Source organism: Streptomyces changchenzhani (genome assembly GCF_039766235.1).
Classification (GTDB): domain Bacteria; phylum Actinomycetota; class Actinomycetes; order Streptomycetales; family Streptomycetaceae; genus Streptomyces.
The window spans coordinates 599,329-618,812 of the sequence record NZ_JBDHNH010000003.1 but is presented as its reverse complement, the minus strand read 5'-3'; the positions used below and the strand labels follow the sequence as shown (position 1 = coordinate 618,812).

The 19,484-nt window shown below is 69.2% G+C and carries 9 protein-coding genes and 1 pseudogene; 6 read left to right on the top strand and 4 right to left on the bottom strand.

The genetic code is table 11. From position 1 onward, the window contains the following. Window positions 1–202: 202 nt before the first annotated feature. A complete protein-coding gene (locus ABCR94_RS13965) occupies window positions 203–1,534 on the top strand; it encodes an NsdA family TPR-like regulatory protein (RefSeq protein ID WP_347119563.1) in 1,332 nt (443 codons plus the stop codon). 523 nt (window positions 1,535–2,057) lie between these two features. Here the strand turns inward: ABCR94_RS13965 and ABCR94_RS13960 are convergent. Then, the gene (locus ABCR94_RS13960) at window positions 2,058–2,900 is read right to left on the bottom strand and encodes a replication-relaxation family protein (RefSeq protein WP_347119643.1); all 843 of its coding nucleotides are present in this window, start codon (window positions 2,898–2,900) and stop codon (window positions 2,058–2,060) included. A gap of 683 nt (window positions 2,901–3,583) precedes the next feature. Here ABCR94_RS13960 and ABCR94_RS13955 point away from each other — a divergent pair. Next, on the top strand, window positions 3,584–6,865 hold the full coding sequence (locus tag ABCR94_RS13955) for a hypothetical protein (RefSeq protein ID WP_347119562.1): 3,282 nt from the start codon (window positions 3,584–3,586) through the stop codon (window positions 6,863–6,865). A 219-nt stretch (window positions 6,866–7,084) separates the two neighbouring features. On the opposite strand, the gene ABCR94_RS13950 is transcribed toward ABCR94_RS13955, so the two are convergent. The 3 genes and pseudogenes from ABCR94_RS13950 to ABCR94_RS13940 form a co-directional block, all read right to left on the bottom strand. Further along, window positions 7,085–7,213 (bottom strand): hypothetical protein, encoded by a 129-nt coding sequence (locus ABCR94_RS13950; RefSeq protein ID WP_347119561.1) that lies wholly within the window; start codon window positions 7,211–7,213, stop codon window positions 7,085–7,087. A gap of 136 nt (window positions 7,214–7,349) precedes the next feature. Beyond that, on the bottom strand, window positions 7,350–10,181 hold the full coding sequence (locus tag ABCR94_RS13945; RefSeq protein ID WP_347119560.1) for a Helicase associated domain protein: 2,832 nt from the start codon (window positions 10,179–10,181) through the stop codon (window positions 7,350–7,352). Window positions 10,182–10,408: 227 nt separating this feature from the next. Further along, window positions 10,409–10,972 (bottom strand): annotated as a pseudogene (locus tag ABCR94_RS13940) (DEAD/DEAH box helicase family protein); the annotation flags it as partial. A 315-nt stretch (window positions 10,973–11,287) separates the two neighbouring features. On the opposite strand from ABCR94_RS13940, the gene ABCR94_RS13935 reads away from it, so the two are divergent. The 4 genes from ABCR94_RS13935 (at window position 11,288) to ABCR94_RS13920 (ending at window position 19,362) form a co-directional block, all read left to right on the top strand. Then, entirely contained in the window at window positions 11,288–12,274 is a 987-nt protein-coding gene (locus ABCR94_RS13935) for a hypothetical protein (RefSeq protein WP_347119559.1), read from the top strand. Window positions 12,275–12,441: 167 nt separating this feature from the next. Further along, a complete protein-coding gene (locus tag ABCR94_RS13930; protein WP_347119558.1) occupies window positions 12,442–13,179 on the top strand; it encodes a hypothetical protein in 738 nt (245 codons plus the stop codon). Further along, the gene (locus tag ABCR94_RS13925) at window positions 13,149–16,601 is read left to right on the top strand and encodes a hypothetical protein (RefSeq protein ID WP_347119557.1); all 3,453 of its coding nucleotides are present in this window, start codon (window positions 13,149–13,151) and stop codon (window positions 16,599–16,601) included. The genes ABCR94_RS13930 and ABCR94_RS13925 overlap by 31 nt, the downstream gene beginning before the upstream one ends. Before the next feature lie 529 nt (window positions 16,602–17,130). Then, window positions 17,131–19,362, top strand: coding sequence for an AAA family ATPase (locus tag ABCR94_RS13920; RefSeq protein WP_347119556.1), 2,232 nt, complete (start codon window positions 17,131–17,133; stop codon window positions 19,360–19,362). Window positions 19,363–19,484 lie beyond the last annotated feature (122 nt).

Genomic DNA, 19,484 nt, shown 5'->3' with positions numbered 1-19,484 from the left:
GCTGGGCTGGCTGTGCTGTCGTGGGGTGAGCGGGGCATCGTGAGTTCACCGTCTCTCTGAATGGGTCTGGGTCCGCCCGATCAACGGGGAACCGTAAAGATCGGGTGGGTGAGGTTCAGTCAACGGCCAGGCACAGCAGGCGGGGAGGGGCCAGGATGTGGGCCAGGTGTAGGCCCACGTAGGCCAGCGGCGAGGGGGCGACATGCCGGACAGCAAGGAGATCGCAGAAGCCATCCAGCAGGCATGCCAACAGCGCGGATGGGGCCCGTCCAAACTCGCCCGCGAGGTCGGCATCGCCGAGGGCCGCGGCCCCCACGGCGTCGACCGTCAGTCAGCCCGCCGCTGGATGACCGGCAAACGGTGCCCGACCTACTGGCTCCCCCACATCACCGGCGTTCTCGGCCTGGACCTGGGCACTACCGGGGCAGCGGAACCCGATGCGCCGAAGGCGACAGCCACCGATACCGTGACATCAGTCATCGAGTTAGGGAGGAGCGACGTGCACCGCCGGGACTTTCTGGCCGCCACCAGCGGATACGCCCTCAGCGCCCTCGCCCTCCCCGACCTGGAGAGCATCACCCGCCGCACCAGGACCGCGCCGAGCGGCGCCGTGCGCGTCGGCACCGGTGAAGTCGCCGCCGTCCAGCAGATGGTCAAGTCGCTCGGCGACTCAGCGGCAGAACTCGGTGGCGGTCACGCCCGCCACCTCGCCGTGCGCTACCTCACCGACGACGTCGCCCCATGGCTGAACGGGAAGTTCACCGAAGCCACCGGCCGCGAACTGTTCGCCGCCACCAGCCAGCTCGTCCACTTGGCCGGATGGATGGCCCAGGACGAAGGCAACGCCCCCGAGAACCAAGGCCGCGCCCAGCAGTACTACGCCCATGCCTACCGCCTCGCCGCCGAAGCGGAAGACCCCGAACTGTCCGCAACCGCCCTGCGCGGCATGGCAGTACAGGCCATCGACCTCGGCTACCGAGCCGAAGCCGTCCAGCTCGGCGAAGCCTGCGTCCGCTACGGACGCCACTTGGAAAACCCCAGAGCCGTGGCCTACTACGAAGCCACCCTCGCCAACGCGGCAGCCCAGGATGACGACCGGCACACCGCCACCCGCCACCTCGCCTTCTCCGAGACCGCCATCGGCCGCCCGCAGTCCGGATCCGGCGAGTCCTGGGCCGCCCACTACTCGCCCGGCCGCTGGGCCCACGATTCCGGCATGATCCTCACCCGCCTCGGCGACCTCGACGCCGCCGAAGAACACCTGCACCTCGCCCTGGACATCCACGGCCTGGACCGCCGCCGCACCCGCGCCATCGTCCTCGCCGACCTCGGCGGCGTCCGCCTGCGCCAAGGCAACATCGACGGCGCCCTCATGACCTGGAGCGAATTCATCGACTGCGCCGACGGCATCCGCTCCATCAAAGTCCGCACCGCCCTGGACGACATGCGCACCCGCCTCAACCGATACACCGGCTTGCCCGCAGCCGACGAGCTACGGCACAAGTCCACCCGCCTCCTCATCTCAGGTCACTAGGCAATAGCGCCCTGCCGATGCCGGAGGATGTCGCTGACCTGGTGCTGGTCCACTTCGCCCACGCACTCGTGCCGGCCTCCAGTCGTTACGCCTCCGTGTGGCGGAGGCCCGGACGCAGCGATCACCGCTGGGCCTGCCGGCAGTCGTGGTCGTACGGCGCGGTTGTACCTTCCAGGCCTCTCGTGCCGCGGATCGGCCTCGGCTGGAGGAGCAGGTCATCTACGGTTCCGCGGCCATCGGTCTGGTTCTGCCATCCCTCCAGGATGTGGTGGATGACCGAGCGGGCCGTCATTTGATTCGTCTCGGCAGTCCTCGGCTTGAGAGAGTGCGCCGATGGGGCGGGTGTGGCAGTAGAGCGCGAGGAGCTCCTTGACCAGGGGTGAGAAGGGCCGGGGGATGGCACCGAGCTCGTCGCACGCTCGTTGCTCAGCCGGTATTGCTGCTGCGGTTGGCAGGAGGATCGGCTTGTTGAACAGGCGGTTGATGAAGTTGAGGAGCATGACATCTTCCTTCCGGAGGACGGTCAGGCAGCGACGCTCTGCGGGCGCAACCACGCGTCGGCGAGCTGTGCGGAGCCGGTCACGGGCGTAAAGATCGGGGCGAACGGTCCAAGGTCACGCAAGCGATCGAGGGTGGTGACCCCGGCGCGAACCGGGCTGGCGATGAGGGTCGGATTGCTGGCCGCGAGACTGCGCAGATCTCCGATCTGCCGGTCCAGGCGGGCCTCGGCAGCGCCGGTGAGGACCAGCAGGAGGCGAGGGAAGACCGCGTAGCGGCTGCGCCAGGCCGGTGCGGACCCGGGGCGCCGGACGGTACGGGTCCCCCGGGTAGCTGCGATCTGCGGGGTGAACTCCTGGTAGGCGGCGTACGCGTGCAGTTTCGCGGCGAGCCGCGCGATCGTCATTTGCGTGCGGTCGACCTCGATGAAGAACGTCAGCAGCGTGCGCTGCTTGGCCTTGGTGTCGGCGTGGACGTAGCTGAGGACGGGGTCGGGGATGAGGGCGAGGTCTTCGCCGGGCCGGCTGTCGTCGCGGTAATAGTGCGCGGTCTCCGGGGACCAGTCGAGCGGTCCGCATTCGTGGCCGAGCCTGTGGGCGTGGGCGACGAAGGCCATCCCGGCTTCGACGGTGGCCAGTGTGTGCTCCTGCAGGGGGCCGAGGGCTGCCTCCGGGCTCATGCGATAAGGGCGTTGAGGCAGGAGTCCGACTGCTTCGACGGCTTGCGCGCCTTTCTCGGTCGGGTGCGGATCCTTTCGAGGGACAGCTGAGCTGGGAAGACGCTGATTGACGTGTGAGCGGTGCCGTCGTGCTCCTACCGTGGCGAGGTGGAGGTGGGCGCCATGGTGTCGTTGCCGGAAGAGCTTCAGGCGCGGGAAGCCGCGGCTCGACAGCGGGTGGAAGAACTCCAGGCCGAAGCTGCGGATTTGGCCGTCCGGCTGGAGAAACCGATCTCGTGCGTGCCTGGGCCTCCGAAACGCCCGACGGACCGGCGGGAGTTCACTACGACCACTGGGACGAACTCAGCCCCACCGAGCAGACCCGCCGCCACCAGTGGTTACAACGCCACGCCCACTCCCCCGTCCAACTCCTGCACCCGGACGCCGATCTCATCAAGAGCGCTGGCCTCCACACCAGTGAGCTCGACCTCCCGCTGTTCCAGAGCTGGAGAACACACTGGCGCAAGCAGCAGGAACGACGCCACCGGAGTACGCACCAACATCGCCTACCAGCTCGGGCGACGTGGCAGACGCCGTCATGCTACTGCCCGTTTCCTAGCAATTTGCACCGCAGGGCCACCGGTGATCCGGCCACCGACGAACCGCCGCGCGTGTGGAACTTCGCTATCACCCGCGCCCGCCGCCTAGTCACCCTGGCGGCCCCCGCCCAAGAGATCGATGCACTTACCCACCTCCTAGCCGCCCACCAGCTCCCCCACGCCTCCTATAGCGGGCCGCAGGCCGGCTACAGGCCCCGCCCGCAGGATTGCGCAGAACCCCGGGTCCTTGCCGCTGACGAGGCTCTACCTCGCAAACGGAGGGATACTGGGTGCATGGCCCAGCCAGAGGCACCGCAGCCCGTCCCAGCAGATCCGCTCGGCCAGTCCGATGCGGGCGACGGAGAGACGGAAGTCTGGCGACCATGCTCCGCGGACCACAATCTCACCGTTTCACTCGCGCCTGGGCCACCCGGCAACAAACAGCCGGACCAAGACCTTGATCTTCATATGGGGTGGGACCGCTTCGAGAACTTCATTCTGGCAGTGTCACAACGCGTGTTGGGCCTGAAAGGGGTGAAGTTCCGACGCTACGGTGTCCAAGGTCAGACCCAACATGGCATCGATCTTGCTGGTCGCGAGCCGGACGGTAACTACACCGTCGTTCAGTGCAAGGATCACGAAACTTTCACCGCTGGCAATCTGCGCGACGCCGTCGAAACGTTCGCAGCCGGCACACGTCCCTTCGGCTCATCCCGTTTCATCGTCGCTACCTCGGCATCTACGCTGAAGACGCAGCTGGCTGATGAACTGGATACGCTGCAGACCACGTACCCCGAGCTGGAGTTGGCGCTGTGGGGGGCTGAGCAGATCAATGACTATCTGCGTCCGCAAGGTGATGTGGTCGCCCGGTTTTGGACCCGTGAGACGGCGACCACCTGGTGCACAGGCGCACCTCTGCCAGGGGTGCCCGTCCCTCTACCGGACCGGCAGGAACAGGCGGAGAAGATCCTTCTGGGCCCGTTGAAGACAAAGGATTTCGCACCCCTGCTACAGGAGGCGAACGCCCAGCAGTCCACAGCGCCCGCCGAGGCCGCCCGGCTCTACGGTGACCTCGCGAATCGACTGAGCAGTGCCGGTTTCGGCGGCCACGCAGTCACCATGCACACCAAGCAACTCGAAGCGCTTGTGAGCGCCGGACTCATCGACCAAGCAGCCGATCTTGCGGCCCATCTTGCAGTCACTGCGCTCCACTTCGGAGACCGAGGCCAGCCGAGATCCCTCGCTCACCGGATCGAGAAACTGGCACGCGATGCCGTGGCATCGAAAACCGAGCACGCCGCCCGCACGGAGCGCCATGCCCAACTCGTCCGCGCTGCTATGCATGGCGCGCTCCATCCGCTCGGAGACTTCGGCGCTCTGCAGGCCGCGCTAGAGGCGCGCGTTGACGAAACGCCTGTCTACCAGCCACTTCTGGTGTTGTTTCTTGCGGAAAATCTGCTGGCCTCAGAGTCGGCTCAGCTCCAGAGCCTAGACACGCTCATCGGTACGGCGCTCGCGCTTGCACAAAAGCAGCCGATCGAAGGGCTCCCGGAGGACACGGTCATCCGGCTACGTCTGATGCGAGCCGAGTACAACCCCACGGAGCGTGCCGAGCTCCAGAATCTGGCGCGGCGACACCTGTTGCCTGGTCGACACACATCCTTGATCAGTGCACGGGAGGCCCGGCGCTGCGCTCTAGAGAGCCGGGCAGAGGAAGCCACGGAGTGCTGGAGGGACGCGGTTTACAGTGCCATCCACTGCGGGCTCCCCCAGGATGCTGCCGACTGGCTCTACGCCATCCGTGCAGTGAACGCCCAGTACGGCCCCTTCCCTTCGCATATCGATGACGAACACCGCCTTGCCCAGTCCCTGCGCGCTACGGGAACCGGACGCCTGCTGAACCGGGTGCGAGATCCCAAGGAACAGGCGCTGTCTGCGTTGGTAGGAGAGAAGCCGGTGGAAGCGGTCCTGTCCGCTCGGCGTTGGCTTGCTGACGCAGCAATCACGGGAAGTTGGGCGGGCGAGTTCGACGCACTGGAATTCCTGGCAGGCCTCTACCGTGACAGCAGCGAGCCGGCTCGCGCTGCCAGCTATTTCCAGCGCGCCGGGAAAGCCAAGAAGCTCAAGAGTCTCGCCAGTGCAGTGGGCGATCTCTTGCTTCCGATCGGGCCCCTCAGCGCCGTTCCGTGGTGGATGGCCTATGCCCGTGCTGCGCATATTGAAGCCCAGGCGGACTTGATCGACGATGATTCCGCCGGTGCCCTCCTGGGCGAATTGACCGGCCTGGCGAAGCGTGGACGAGCTGGTGAGCTTGTCGACTCCCCCCTGCGCAACCTCACGAGCCAGGCCACACGCAGTGCCTGCGGTCTCGCCGCACGAGGAACGCCTGTGCAGGCGCTGGAACTCCTAGAGCTGCTGGCCCCTGACGTCCCGCGTGGCCCCAATCAGTACCGTCACTCCGACGACGGCCACGCCGCCGCCTGTCTCCACATCGCCACGACCCACCCCAGCCTCGCTATGAAAGCCTTGACCAGGCTCTTCGACCTGGCAGACGGCGGCGCCCAAACGGCACTCGGTCTTGTCGCAGACACCAAGACACTCCAGTTCCTGACAGGTCAGGCTGACTCGGCCAAGCAACCGGGGAGCAGTCCCGACGTACTGTCCGCTTCCGAGCAGAGCGAACTGCGGAACCGGGTAGCCCGCCTCGACGACGCCGGCCAGTATTTGGCAGATGTCGCCCGATGCCAGATCGACCCCACGCACCCGACAACCCGTCAGCGAGCCGCCCAAGCCCGGGACCGTATCCTCCAGCGGCCGCAACCCGAACCTGGCCACGCCGAATTGGGTTCCCAGCTCGTATCCGATTCCTACCTCGCCAGTTGCCTCGACGAAGACGACCGCAAGTCCTGTCTCGAAAAAATCATGGCCATTGCGTCCGATGCACGCGAAGTGTCCGGGACCCGACAGGACGCCCTGACCGGCGCCCTCAACCTGGTGATCGGTCTGCCTGCCAGCACTCAAGAACAGACTTTCCGCGCCACCAAGAGCTTCGTTCTCGGTGAACAGAACAGCAGTTACCTAGACGATGAGGTAACCGGAACACCCCACCCACTCAGCTCGTTCAAAGTCTCCATGGGGCCAGCTTCCCTACGGGGCCACGCACTGAAACTCGCCCATGCATCGGCCACCACCATCGAGGAACGCTTGTGGGTACGCGACCAGGCAGTCGCCTTGCTTCATAGCGAGGAGCCTTCCGATCTCCAAGCTGCAGCGGTGACCTTCAGCAGGCTTTCACAGGATGTCGCCTCAGGCATCGACGCCAACAGTTTGGCCGCACACAGCCACCCCGGTGTCCGCCAAGCCGGCGCAGTCCTGTCCCTGCAACAGCCCACCCGCTACAGGGACGCGGCCATGCGCCTGGCCCACGACAGCGACTTCCGAGTGCGACGCACCCTGGCGGAAGCGGCGATACAAGCAGCTCCCGAAGCCGCAGGGCTAACATCTGCAATCTTGGAGCTCCTCGGCCACGACCCCCGCTACAGCATCCGCCGAGCGACAACCGGCATTTATAGCTGAGCTGTTACAGCCGGAAATGAACACCCAACGGCTGCCCCCGACGCCTGACTAAGATCTACCTGCTCGAACACGGGAACGCGCCTCGATACCTTGAGTCGCGCAGCCAAAGACCGAGAATTCACAGGACGATGCCGCGTGGCGGCAGGCCTGAGCGACACCCGCGCAGGGAGATCTTCGACGCGATTCCCTATCGGGTGTGGCTCCTCTGGAGGGACGGTCTCACCAATAGGCATGGCTGTCCCAGGCCACGAACTCGGCGTTTTCCACGGGGTCGTCGTCCTGGTCGAGGCCCGGCAGTCCCTCGGTGGTATGGGTGCCGCGCTGCCCGGCGAGGAGGGTGTCGATCAAGTGGTCCTCCAGTGGCGGCCCCTGGCGGGCGTGGCGGGGCGAGACCACCAGCGGCCTGGCCGCCGGAGCTGTCGAGAGGGTGTCGTCCCTTCAGGTGAACCCGGTCAGCCTCAGGACGGGTCCCGGGCGGGTAGCGTCACGCCGGCGTTCGGCGATCGAAACCCCGCAACGGGGCAGTCCCGGATTTCTGACCGTTGGGGTCGTGGGCCCACACGGCCGCCAGGATGCGCCGCAGCAAGGCGGGCGGCTCGGCGGGGGGTGCGCCGGCGTTGGGGGCGGATTCCGGCATGACGATCGCCGTCTGGGCAGCGCGCTCTGCGTGCTGCCCCATGAGGGGCCGGAGCGCGTTGACCAACTCCACCGTGGTGCAGTCAGAGCTGGGCAGCACAACGGCGTCGAGGTCGGCGGGCATGGGGTCGCTTACGCGCTGGCAGCGGATAACCGGCTGATTGTGCTTGTACCGCACGGCTCCCCACGGTGGTACGACGATCTCCGCATCGAGCATCCGCACGGCCAGCTGTGACCCGAAAGCCTCCGCCTGCCGTTGGGTTGGGAGTACGGCCACCACGCGGCGCAGGTTGTGCTGTTCGATGACGTGAGCGGTGCCGATGGCCTTTGCGCGCCAGAGCGGGAGCCCGGCCGGCTCGGACACGGGGATCCGGATCACCTGATAGGGGCTGAGGACACCGTCGTCCACCAGTTGGGGACGGTCCACGCTCGGCCGGAGGGTGCCGAAAATCCGCTGGGCGGTCATGTTCACGGCACAGACCGCCTCGGTCTCGCCTGCCATGGGCAGGTGGTGAGGGATGATCGGAGTGGCCGTCAGGTAGAGGCGCGTGTAAGCGAGGATGCCGTCGTCGTAGTGGATCAGGGCATGCGGGTGGTGCCGATCAACAGTCCCTTCGGCGGTCCGGTGGGCCTCCTCGATGATGAGGTGGTCCCACGGGGGCAGTCGGTGGTCGTGATGGCTGCGGGCAATGAGTTCGGCATCGTCGTACCGGGCCACGACGACGGCTCCCGGGGGTTGCCGGGCAGCCCAGTCGGCCAGTTCGCGGGCACTGGTCACGGTGGTACCCCCCTGCTTACTGCCGTGTTTGACGCTCATGTTCACTGCAGCGATCGGCCCCTGGTGGTGCATGCGCCAGGTCTTGGCGACGTGGCGGAGATGGATTCGGTCGGGGCCAAGGACCAGGCATGCGGGGCTGGCAAGTTCGCGGGCCATGGCTGCGGTCACCGCGGTCGTACCTGCCCCGGCCGGCAGGCTGAGCAGCCCGCGCCGGCCACCGTTGTGGACGACGTCCATCACCCCCGGGGTGCGCGCATCGGTGCCGGCGATCCAGATTCCCCGGTCGGATGTGCGGGGGACGGCAACGGCGAGCGGTGTGGGCAAGCGGCTGGGTGTCGTGGCGTCCTGGGGTGGTTTGTTGACAGGGGCGGAGGTGTCTTGGCCCTGTGGGTCTGGCACCCATTGCATGGCCAGCGCTTCGAGAGATCTGATCTCTTCGGGGCTGAGGTGGTTGCCGGCGGCCATCTCGCGCACGTCGGCGATCCACTGGCCCAGCGGGAAAGAGGCACCTGCGTGGTCGTCGACGTAGTCGGCGGGGACGCGCAGGTGCTGGTGGCTGCGGTAGAAGCGCCGGGCTGCGCGGAGCCCGTCATTGTGCGCCCTCTTGTGTTTGCTGTGCGGGCGGTGCAGGGCGAGGGCCAGCGGATCGTGCTGCAGCGCCAGCGCGGCCAGTTGTGTCTGCTGCCCCTTGGCGAGGAGGGGAAAGACGTCGAACTGTTCGTCCAGCCAGCGGGTGAGGCCGTCGGCGTTGCGGGGCAGCGGGCACGTGGGGATGGTCAGGGGCGTGGGGTGGGTGCGGGCGCGCGCGCACAGGCGTTGCCAGCTGGGGGGCCAGGCGGGGTTCCACCAGGGGTCGATGTCGGTCAGTGCGCGGGCGTAGGGGGCGGGCAGGGTGGTCTCCCTCGCCGCTCTGCGCTGTTCGGTGAGCCAGCGTCCCAGCGGCCGGCCCTGGTAGGTCTGCGTCGCCTCCGGCAGGAGGTGGCCGTGCTCGCGTGCGTAGGCCTGGGCGCTCTCCAGGAGGGTCTCCGCGCTGTCCTTGCCGTGCGCCCAGCGCATGTTGCAGGTGGCGAGCGCGGCCGTGCGGGGCGCGGAGAGGTTTCCGGCGGTCTTGAGGGTGCGCTGATAGCCCAGCCAGCACCCGAGGTGGAATCCGTCGGGGGTGATGTGGTTGCTGGGGACGTTGAGGTGGCCGTGGGTGTCGAAGAAGTGCTGCGCGCCGGCCATCCCGCTCTCCCAGACGTCGGGTTCCGGCTCCATGATCCGCAGCATCAGGTGCGGGGCGATCTCCGGTGCGCGTGCGGGGCGGACGGCGGCAGCCGGGGTGGGCAGCAGGAGCCGGGTGCCGCCGACCGGCAGGCGGTAGAAGTAGTGCTCGTCGTACGCCTTGAGAGCGATCATCACTTGGTGCAGCAGGTGGTAGGGGGTGCCGAAGGTCGCCTCCTCGGCTCGTTGTCCGGGGCCGAAGAACACCGGGATGATCAGTGTGGATGTTTTGTTCATGCCCGGGCCCAGGCGCAGTGCGCGGCCGATCGCCTGGACGATGTCGATGGTGCTCTGCTTGGGGGTGGAGAAGAGCACGGAGTCGGCCAGCGGGAAGTCGACGCCCTCGACGCACAGGCGAATGTTGCACAGCACGCTCAGATCCGGCATCTGGCCGGTGCGCGGGGGGTGTGGGGTTTCGGCGAAGCGGGTCAGGTGGTCCCGGCGTTCGCGGCGTCGTGTGCGGTGGTGGATGCTGGCGGCCCACAGTCCCTCGGTGTGACGGCCCGGGATGGCGGCGGCAGTCTGCGGGAGAGTCTCGGCGAAGGTGTCGCTCTGCACGGTGCTGTTGCTGAAGACGACGGTGCGCCGGATCTCGTGGTCCTCGCGGGCTTTGAACAGGGCGAGTTGGGCTGCTGCCACACGTGCGGAGTCGGCCTGGGGGGTACGGCGCGCTCGGCCAGAAAGGCCCGCAGCTGCGGGTGGTGGATTTCGGGGGCGGCGATGCGGTAGTCGGCGAGTCTCCCGTCGTGGATGGCTTCGGCCAGCGAGTAGCGATAGGCGATCTCGCCGTAGATCGTGGTGTCGTTCATGGAGGCGATCGGCTCGGTGAGGTGGCCGCGGTTGACGTCCCAGATGCGGGGTGTGGCAGTGAGGTAGAGCCGGTGGCGGGCGGGGACCGCGTCGTTGTCGTGGATGACGGCCCAGGGTTTGCGGCGGGCGCCGGCCGTGCGGTGGGCCTCGTCGACGATCGCGATGTCCCAGCGGGGCAGCAGATGCCGCTGCTGGGCTTCGACGATCTTGGGCAGTGAGGCGTAGGTGACGAAGACGCTCACGGGTCCCTCGGCGCCGCGCACGGCCGCGGCCAGCTGGGCGGGGCTTTTGGTCATGGTGAGCACACCGCTCAGGGCGGGTTCGCTGGTCTGGTCGTCCGAGCACACCCCGAGGTAGAGGCCCGGCCGGCCCGAGGTGTACCAGACGCGGGCGGTCTGGTTGAGGAGCTCCAGCGTCGGCAGCACGGTCAGGCTGCGGCTGTTGGGGGTGAGCTCGTGGGCGATGTGCACGGCGAGGTGGGTCTTGCCTGTGCCGCAGGCCATGATGACCTGCTGGCGGGTGCGGCCCATCGCGAAGGCGTTGAGGACACAGTCCGCTGCGGTGCGCTGGGGGGACCACAGCTGGCTGGGCAGGTGTGCGGCTGGCAGGTCGTGCAGCACCGGACGGATCCCCCTCTGGGCCGGTAACGGGCTCCCGGGGTCAGGATGCGGGCGGGGCCGCGGTACGGGTGTCGCCACCCCCGGTTGCGTCACTCGTTGGGGTGAACTCCCCGGTGCGGGAGGCCGCGCCTGTGGTAAGTAGCCGAGTGTCGCGAGGGCCTGCCCGTTCACGGTTCCCCGGGCGGGCGCGGGACCGGGCAGGTGTGGCGCGGTGCGAAGTCACCGGCAGGGTGCGCTGCTCAGGAGTGTGGCGGAGGTGGGGAGTTGGCCAATCCGGTGTGGGGCCTGAGGCTGCCGAAGCGTCCGGTCCGCTTTGTGGCGCACGAATCGAACTGCTCGTTTCTGTGGCGGCTGGCCGGGGCGCAGGGCGTGGAGGTGGCCTTCCTGCTGGACGAGTTGGGCGAGGGGCCCCCGCGCCAGCAGGCCCTGCGTCCGCATCTGGCTGAGGTGTTCTTGAGCCGGGCGGCCGCGGAGCGGCTCGGCCAGATGCTCGGGGTGCCGTGGGCGCGGCTGCGCTGGGCCCTGCCGCACGTGCGGGAGCCGTATCTGCTGCCCGGCGACGGGGCCCGGTGGGAGTGGCCGTGGCAGCCGATGGAGCACTGTCTGGTGCCGGCGTGCGGGTTGTGTGCGGCAGCGCGGGGCGGGAGTTGGGGGGCGGTGTGGCTGGTGCGGCCGGAGCGGTGGCACCTGTGTGAACGGCACGGCCGGTTCACCCACGTGCGTGAGGACGGGCCGGGAGGGGTGGATCTGGCGCCGCTGGCGGAGTCGGTGCACGCACATCGTGCGCTGGGCCGCCTTGAGCGGCGGTTCGGACCGGCGGGAGGGTTCTTGGTCGCGGATGCCTTCGCCGTCACCGGGTGGTGGTGGCGCCGTGATCCCGCCACCCGGACCTGGGCGGAGCGGGCCGGGCGGGCCGGGCTGGCGGCCGCAGACATCGAGACGGCCTGGCTGCTGGTGTATCCGGAAGTGCTGCGGGTGGCCAGGGTGCTGCTGCACTACGAACAGGAGCGGGCGGCCCGGCCCGGCGGGCCCTGGAGTGCGGCCGAGGCCCGGCTGGTGGCGGAGCTGTCCCTGCTGGCGGACACCCTCGGGGTGGTGGCGGGCGCCTGGCAGGCTCCGGTCGCGGAGTGGCTCGCCCGCCACCACCGGTACCTGCCCGATGCGGGGAGCGCCGGGGCGGTCGGCGGGCGGGGCCGGCGTCCGGCAACGGCCCTGATTCATCGGGGCGATGAGCAGGGGGTCTCGCTCGCGGAGCGCTGCTGTCTGCCCTGGGACTGGAGTGACCCGTTCACCCCGGTATGAGGTAGCCGCCCGCACGGCCACCCCCTGTTTCGCACAGGGTTTCGCTCCGTCGCCCGTTCGGGGAATGAAGGGCGGCACTACCTGCGTGCCACCCGTGGGCGCGCGGATGCTGGAGGGGGACGCCTGGCGCGGTGCGCGGCACAGCATGAGCGGGAGGAGGTGGTGGCATGGTGGGGCCCCCGGTCGGCGTGCGGGACATCGTCGCCTGCTACCGCGACCGGTTCGGCCGGCGGCGCGAGCTGCCGGTGGCCGAGGCGGGTGAGGTGCCCCTCGAGGAGCTGGCTCCTCTGGACCCTCCCGTGCCCTACCCCGGGCGGCAGTCGTTCGTCACCAATGCCTGGGCGTCTGCCACCGATCAGGCGCTGGCCTGCGGCTCGCTGCGCCAGCAGCACTGCGCCATGGTGCTGGACCGCGACCCGGCCGTGGGACGGCGCAGTGCGGGCGCCCTGGAGCTGCGCTGGGCCGGGCAGGGGCGTCGGCGCAGCCTGCGCCCGGCTTTCGCCGCCTGGCGGGCGGGGCGGCGCGAGGTGATCTGCGTGCAGCCCGAGGAGCTCACCGACGTGTGGCGCGCCGGGCAGGACGTGCTCGCGCTCGCAGCGGGCGCAGCGGGCTGGCGGGTGCGGGTGGTGGTGCCGCCGCAGGGAATCGAGCTGGAGAACCTCAAACTGCTGTACGCGGCCCGCGATCCGCGGTGGCTTGCGGCCGGGCAGATCGAGCTGCTGGCCGGGCAGTTCAGCGCTGCGCGCACGATCCGCTGCGGGGTGCGGGCCGCCGCCCTGCCCCCGCTGCTCGGGGTGGACCTGGCCTATCACCTGATATGGGCGCGGCGCCTGCACACCGCTGCCGGCATTCCGCTCACACCGGCCTCGATCGCGTGGGCGGCCAGCGCCGGGGAGGGGCCCTGAGTGCGGCCGCGCGGCCCGGTGCGGACACCCTGGCGCTGGGCGACACGATCCGCTTTCGCGGGGCGCGCTGGACGGTCACCGCTTTCAACGGGGAGCGTCTGTTCCTCGACCCCGTCGGCCTCGACCCCGTCGGCACCGCGGCGACGGCGGAGCCGCTGGTCATCCTGCAGACGGCGGTGACCTGCGCCGCGGACTTCGCCGTGCTGGACCGGGCGGCGCCGCGCAGTGAACTGCCGGGCCGTTCGGGTGAGTTCCGCAGCCTGCCTCCTGCGGTCCGCCGGGACGCCCTGAGGTGGGAGCGGCAGGTCAAGGAGGTCCTGCACCAGCAGGCCCCGAACGTTGCGGCCACCACGGTGCCCAAGGCGACCTTCGACCCGCGGCGCTACACCCTGCGCCAGCGCTACCAGGCCAAGGCCGTCCAGCTCACCCGGGCCGGCTGGTCGGCATCGGTGGGCACCGTGGAGCGCAAGTGCACGGCCTGGCGAAAGAAGGGGCTGCTCGGCCTGGCCGACCGGCGCTCCCTGCGCACCGCGTCCCCGCACGGCCGCGTCGACCCCCGGGTGATCAGCATGGTGTGGGAGATCCTGGACGACGAGCGTGCCCGGGGTCTCTCCCCGGGCACCCTGTCGCGGCTGATCTGCCAGGTCCAGCAGATGGTGCGCGAGCGCCACGGGGATCTGCTCGCCGACCCGGCCACCCGCAAGGGGCTGCTGAACAGTCCGGCGACGCTCTACCGGCTGCTGGACCAGCTGGGCATCACCGCGCAGAACGCGCACGCCGCCGCGGCCCGCCGCGCGGCCACCACCGCGAGGGCGGCGGAGCGGCGCGGTGCCTGGCGGGCCACGATGGCCCGCTGGCCGGGTGAACTGGTGCAGATCGACACCACCGGCCTGGACGTGCTGGCGCTGGGCGACGACGGGCAGGCGATCTCCGTAGAGCTCACCATCGCCATCGACGTGGCCACCCGCAGCGTCGTCGGGTCGCTGATCGTGCCCAGACGCTTGCGGCGCACTGCGGGGGCCGGGCGGTGGCTGGGGGGACGGGCCACCCGTTCCTTCGACACCATGCAGGTCCTGGCCCAGGCCACCGCGCCGCTGCCCGCGCGCCCGGGCTGGGCGCCGGAGACCTTCATGGACGGATCGGATCTGCCGTTCGAGGAACTCCTGGCCGCCGACGCCCGGTTCGCCGGCGCGGCCGCGCGTCCCGTCATCAAGCCGGAAACGCTCGTCATCGACCACGGTTCGCCGTTCATCTCCGAGGACTTCACCCGTGCCTGCCACTCCCTGGGCATCGAGGTGCGCGAGGCGCGGCTGCGCACCCCCGTGGACAAGGCCATCGTCGAGCGCGCCATGCGGGCGGTGAAGACCGGCTTCAGCCAGCACCTGGCTGCCTACACCCACCACCGCCTGGACCTGCGCGGTAAGAAGGTCCGCAAACAGCCGCTGTGGACGATCGCCCAGTTGCAGGAGCTGTTCGAGCAGTGGGTGGTCCTGCGCTGGCAGCAGACTCCCCACGGGGCGCTGCGCAGCCCCTTCACCCCCGGGGTGTGCCTGAGCCCGAACAAGATGTACGCGGCGCTGGTGTTCCAGCGGGGGTATCGGGCCGTCACGCTGGGCCCGCGGGAGAACCGCAAGCTGCTGCCGGCGGTGTGGGTGCGGGTCGGCCGTAAGGGCTTCCAGATCAACAACCGCACCTACAACCTGGGCCGGGGAGCGCTGGATGCCTTCCGCGGTCCTTCCGGCCTCACCGCCCAGCAGGACCGCTGGGAGGTCCACTACTCCCCCGACCACCCGGACGTTGCCTGGCTGTTCAACCACCAGGCCGAGCCGGGCGGCGATCCGTGGGTGGAGGTGCCGTTCATCCACCGCAGGCTGCTCGATGAACGGTGGACGGAGGAGACCTGGGCCGAGGGCCTGCGCCTGCACCTGGCCGCCGGCGGCAGCCGCCGCGACGAGGCGGCCATCACCCGGGCCACCGCCCGGCTGCTGCGCACTGCGGGCGCAGGCCCCCAGCCCGGCGCCGCACCGGGACCAACCCGCCCGGCGGTCGCCCCCCGCCCCGTGCCCCCGGCGGCCGAGCGGCCCTACGCCGCCGGCCTGCCGCCCCTGGACCCGCAGTCCGTGCGCCCGTTCCGCACGCTCAACCGCCCCGCCGGGGAACTGTTCGACACACCGGAGCCCGCCCGGGGCGGCAGCCAGAGCCTCGATGACTTCCTGGCCTCCCTGCCCGGCCCTGGAGCAGCCCCCCGGCCCGTCCGCACCCGACCCCCCTGCCGACGGCGAGCCGGGCAACGAACAGCGAGGAGACGGCCAGTGAAGACCTCCGTACGCAACCCGAAAAGCGCTCCGCCCCCGCAGACGCTTCTGCCGCCCGGCCAGCCGAGCACCCTGCCCGGCTGGCGCGCCCGGGTGCGCCACGTGCCCGGCCAGCCCCCGGCCGTTCCGGACGAGCTCCCCTCCCCCGCCGACGGGAACGACCCCGGCATCGACGAGAACGACCCCCGGGTGCGCTACCACGCCCAGCTCGGGCTGGTCGAAACCACCGACATCGTCCAGGGAACGCTGACCGCCCGGCGGCTGCTGCGCCTCAACAAGGAACAACGCCACTGCTGCCCGCACATCGCCATCGACAGTGACTGCCGCGGCACCGGCAAACGCACCCTGCTGCACCACATCGGCCTGGGGCACCAGGGCCGCCGCGAGAAACTCCACGGCATCAACGACGACCTCATCCCCGTCGTCTGCCTCAACACCCCGCCCGAACCCGGCACGCCCGCCGACTGGTCCGCCGCCCTGGCCGTCTTCCTCGGCTGGGACCTCTACCGCCCCGACATCGAACAGCGGCCCGTGCAGCGGATGAAGGACTTCACCGGGCCCGCCGTGCAGGTGATGCGCCAGGCCCGCACGGAGATCTGCCTCATCGACGGAATCGACCGGCTGCGCAGCGAAGACCTGCAACCCACCTTCGACTACTTCGACTACCTCGCCGACGAGTTGGGGCTGACCGTCTTCTGGAGCGGTATCGGCTCCAGCGACATCCTCCGCGAGGCCCGCACCGCCCGCTTCTCCGCCCTGCGCCGCCCCGCCGAAGCCACGGCGGCCCTGCGGCCACGCGCGGTACCCACCCTGCGGGTCAACCGGCTGCCGCCCCGCAGCGAGAAACACCCCGAGGAATGGGCCAGCACCGTGGCCGCCCTGGACGGCCGGCTCAGCCTGCGCCACCACCGCCCCCTGAGCCTCCTGGAACAGGAAGAAGACATCTACCGCATCACCGACGGCCTGATGGAACACCTCACCCCGCTGATCGGCATGGCCGGACAACTCGCCATCCTGGACCGCACCGAAGCCATCACCCCCGACGTCCTGAACGACGCCGCCCGCTACCTCGACCTGCCGCTGCCCAACGACAACAAGCCGTGGTGAGGCGATCCGCAGCTCACCGCCGCACGCTCCCTTCGAGGGTCGTTCACCACACGTAGCCGTTACCCGCGGTGCGGCGTCCGGCCCAGGGCCACCGACCGGGCGGTGAGACGGCGGTGCAGCCGCTGACATCCGTATGGCTCTGCTGGCAGGTGTTCCGCCGGACCGTTCAGGGACAGCCGCCGACGCCGCCCTCGACGGGCCGTCAGGGCGGTGGCGGCACCGGTCAGGATGCCGACGTGACCGTCGCCCGGGCCTGTGTTGCCGAAGCGCCCTTGCGGTCACGTCGCCGGCCCGCACCTCGGTCAGGCCGGCGGGCCCGTTGCTGCCCGCACGGCTCTGGCCACCGGCGCTCTCGCGGACCATTCGCGGCCGCTCAGCGGCCCGCATTCCCCGTGGTCCGCCGGCGCAGAGAGGAAACCACCCGCTCACCTGACGGACCGGCGTGTCGACAACATACGTACCGGTGGCAGCAGTTGCCCCGATAACCGCAACGGCCTCCTGCGCTGGCCTCTACGATGTCCGTTCTGGCTTGATCATCCCCTGGAGCACCGTGCGCCTCGAACACATCAGAATCGACAACTTCCGCGGCCTTACCCAGGTGGATATGGCGTTCTCCCACTTCGGCTGCCTCATCGGCGAGAACAACTCCGGCAAGTCATCGGTGTTCCAGGCGCTCAACCTGTTCCTGCGGTCAGGCACTGCCCTGGTGACGGACTTCCTCAGCGAGCAGCCGATCCGTATCCAGCTCACGTTTTCCGGCATCGGCGAGCCCGACCTGATGCGCCTGGAAGAGGGGCACCGCGGACGTATCGAGCAAGAGGTCCGGGGCGGGCGCCTGACTCTGGCGAGGATCTACGACACGCCGGGCAAGGGGACGCTGAAGGTCGTCACGATGGTCCCCAGGGATCACCGGTACAGGAAGTCCGCCCTTGACGAGACCCTCAGGCCCAAGATCACCAACGAGGAGATCGCCGAGAATGTGAAGGGGACGTACCCGGAGATCTTCGCAGAGCTGCCCGCGAGGATCACCCGGACCGCGGTGAAACAGGCGTGGGAGCGGATCGTGGAATCCCTCACCGCACAGGAGTTCACCACGGGCGATGAACCCCTGCCGACGGGCCTCGACAAGTCGATCGCCCCCCTCCTGCCCGAACCGATCTACATCCCGGCCGTGAAGGAACTCAACGAAGACGTCAAAACCACTTCGACCGCGACCTTCGGGCGTCTCCTCTCGATCCTCTTCGGGCAGATCGAGCATCAGCTCCCCCAGCTCGAGTCGTCCTTCGAGCAGCTGCGCAGCCAGCTCAACGTGGTGACACAGGACAACGGGGAGGAGTCGGATGAGCGCCTGGAGGAGGTGCGCAGGATCGAGTCACTGATCCAGGAAAATCTCCAGGAGTCCTTTCCCCGCGCGAACGTGCGCCTGGAGATTCCCCCGCCGCGTTTGCGCAGCCTCCTCGAAGAGGCCCAGCTCTCCATCGACGACGGCATCAGCGGCTCCTTCAAGACCAAGGGCGACGGCCTGCGCCGATCCGTGGCGTTCGCCATTCTCCGCGCCTACGTGGACCTGAAGACCTCCCGGCCCGGCGCCGCCGACAGTTCCCAGCAGCCCTGGCTCCTGCTCTTCGAAGAGCCCGAGGTCTTCCTGCACCCGCGGGCCCAGCGCAAGCTCTTCGAGGCCCTGACCTTCTTCTCCACGTACCACGACGTCCTGGTCACCACGCACTCGCCGGCCTTCTACGCCCCCGGCGCCACCGGCACCTTCGTCAAGGTGGTCAAGGACCACGCGCTGAACCCGCCGGCCAGCCGGACCTGTGTGATCGACCTGTCCGAGCTGGATGCCCGCGATCAGTTCGAGATCATCAAACACGAGAACAACGAGGCGGCCTTCTTCGCCAACTCCGTACTCCTCGTGGAGGGCCCCAGCGACCACATCCTCATTCCCCACCTCGCGCGCACCCTGCACCCGGAGTGGGACTTCGACAAGCGCTCCGCTGCCATCGCCAAGGTCGAGGGGAAGGGAAGCATCGCCCGCTACCGGGGCTTCTTCAGCCGCTTCGAGATGAAGGTCGCCGTCCTCGCGGACCTGGACGCCGTACTCGAGGGATTCGACAAGCTGGGCGCCAGCGCCCCGTGCCGTGCGCTGCGGGAGCGGCTCGTCTCCCGGGTCCACCAAGTGGCCGAGGACACCACCGCCGAGGTCTCGGGCAAGACCCTCAAGGGCATGCGCACCAGCGGCGCCGTGCAGGATCTGTGGCGCCAAGCACAGGCCAAGCAAGCGGAACACGCGCAAGGGCTGTGCGACTGGGAGGAGCTGGACACCGCGGTCGGCGCCTTCTTCGCGCGCTCCGTATCCGGCACCGCGCGGCACATCCTCGAACAGGCCGCGGACCCCGCCGTGCGGGAGCTGAAGCTGGAGCTCCTTGAGAAACTCCGGCAGGAGGACATCTACGTGTGGGAGCGCGGAGCGATCGAGGACTACTACCCGCCGCTGGAGCACAACGAGCCGGCCAACAAGAACGACCGTGCCCGTACGTTCTGCGAACGCCACACCACCGCCGAGGACATCCGCGGCCTGCCCGTGTTCAAAGAAACCGACCGCTGCGAGTTCGATCTCGTCTTTGCTGCATTCTTCGGCGGCTCTCCCCTGGCGATTGACGGAGTTGTACTTCCTCAGCAGGCATCAGCGGGAGCGGCTGCGGCCTCTGCGGCAGGGGACGCGGCGCTGTCCGCGCAGAGCCCCGTTCGACCCGGGAACTGAGCTACGGGGGCCGTCTTCAGGTGGGGTGCAGGTCTGCGCGAGGCCAGGACACCCAGTCGCAGCGAAACGGCCCCGTCCTGACTGCCGACCGGCTGCGGGCGGCGCCGGGTCAACACCTGGGG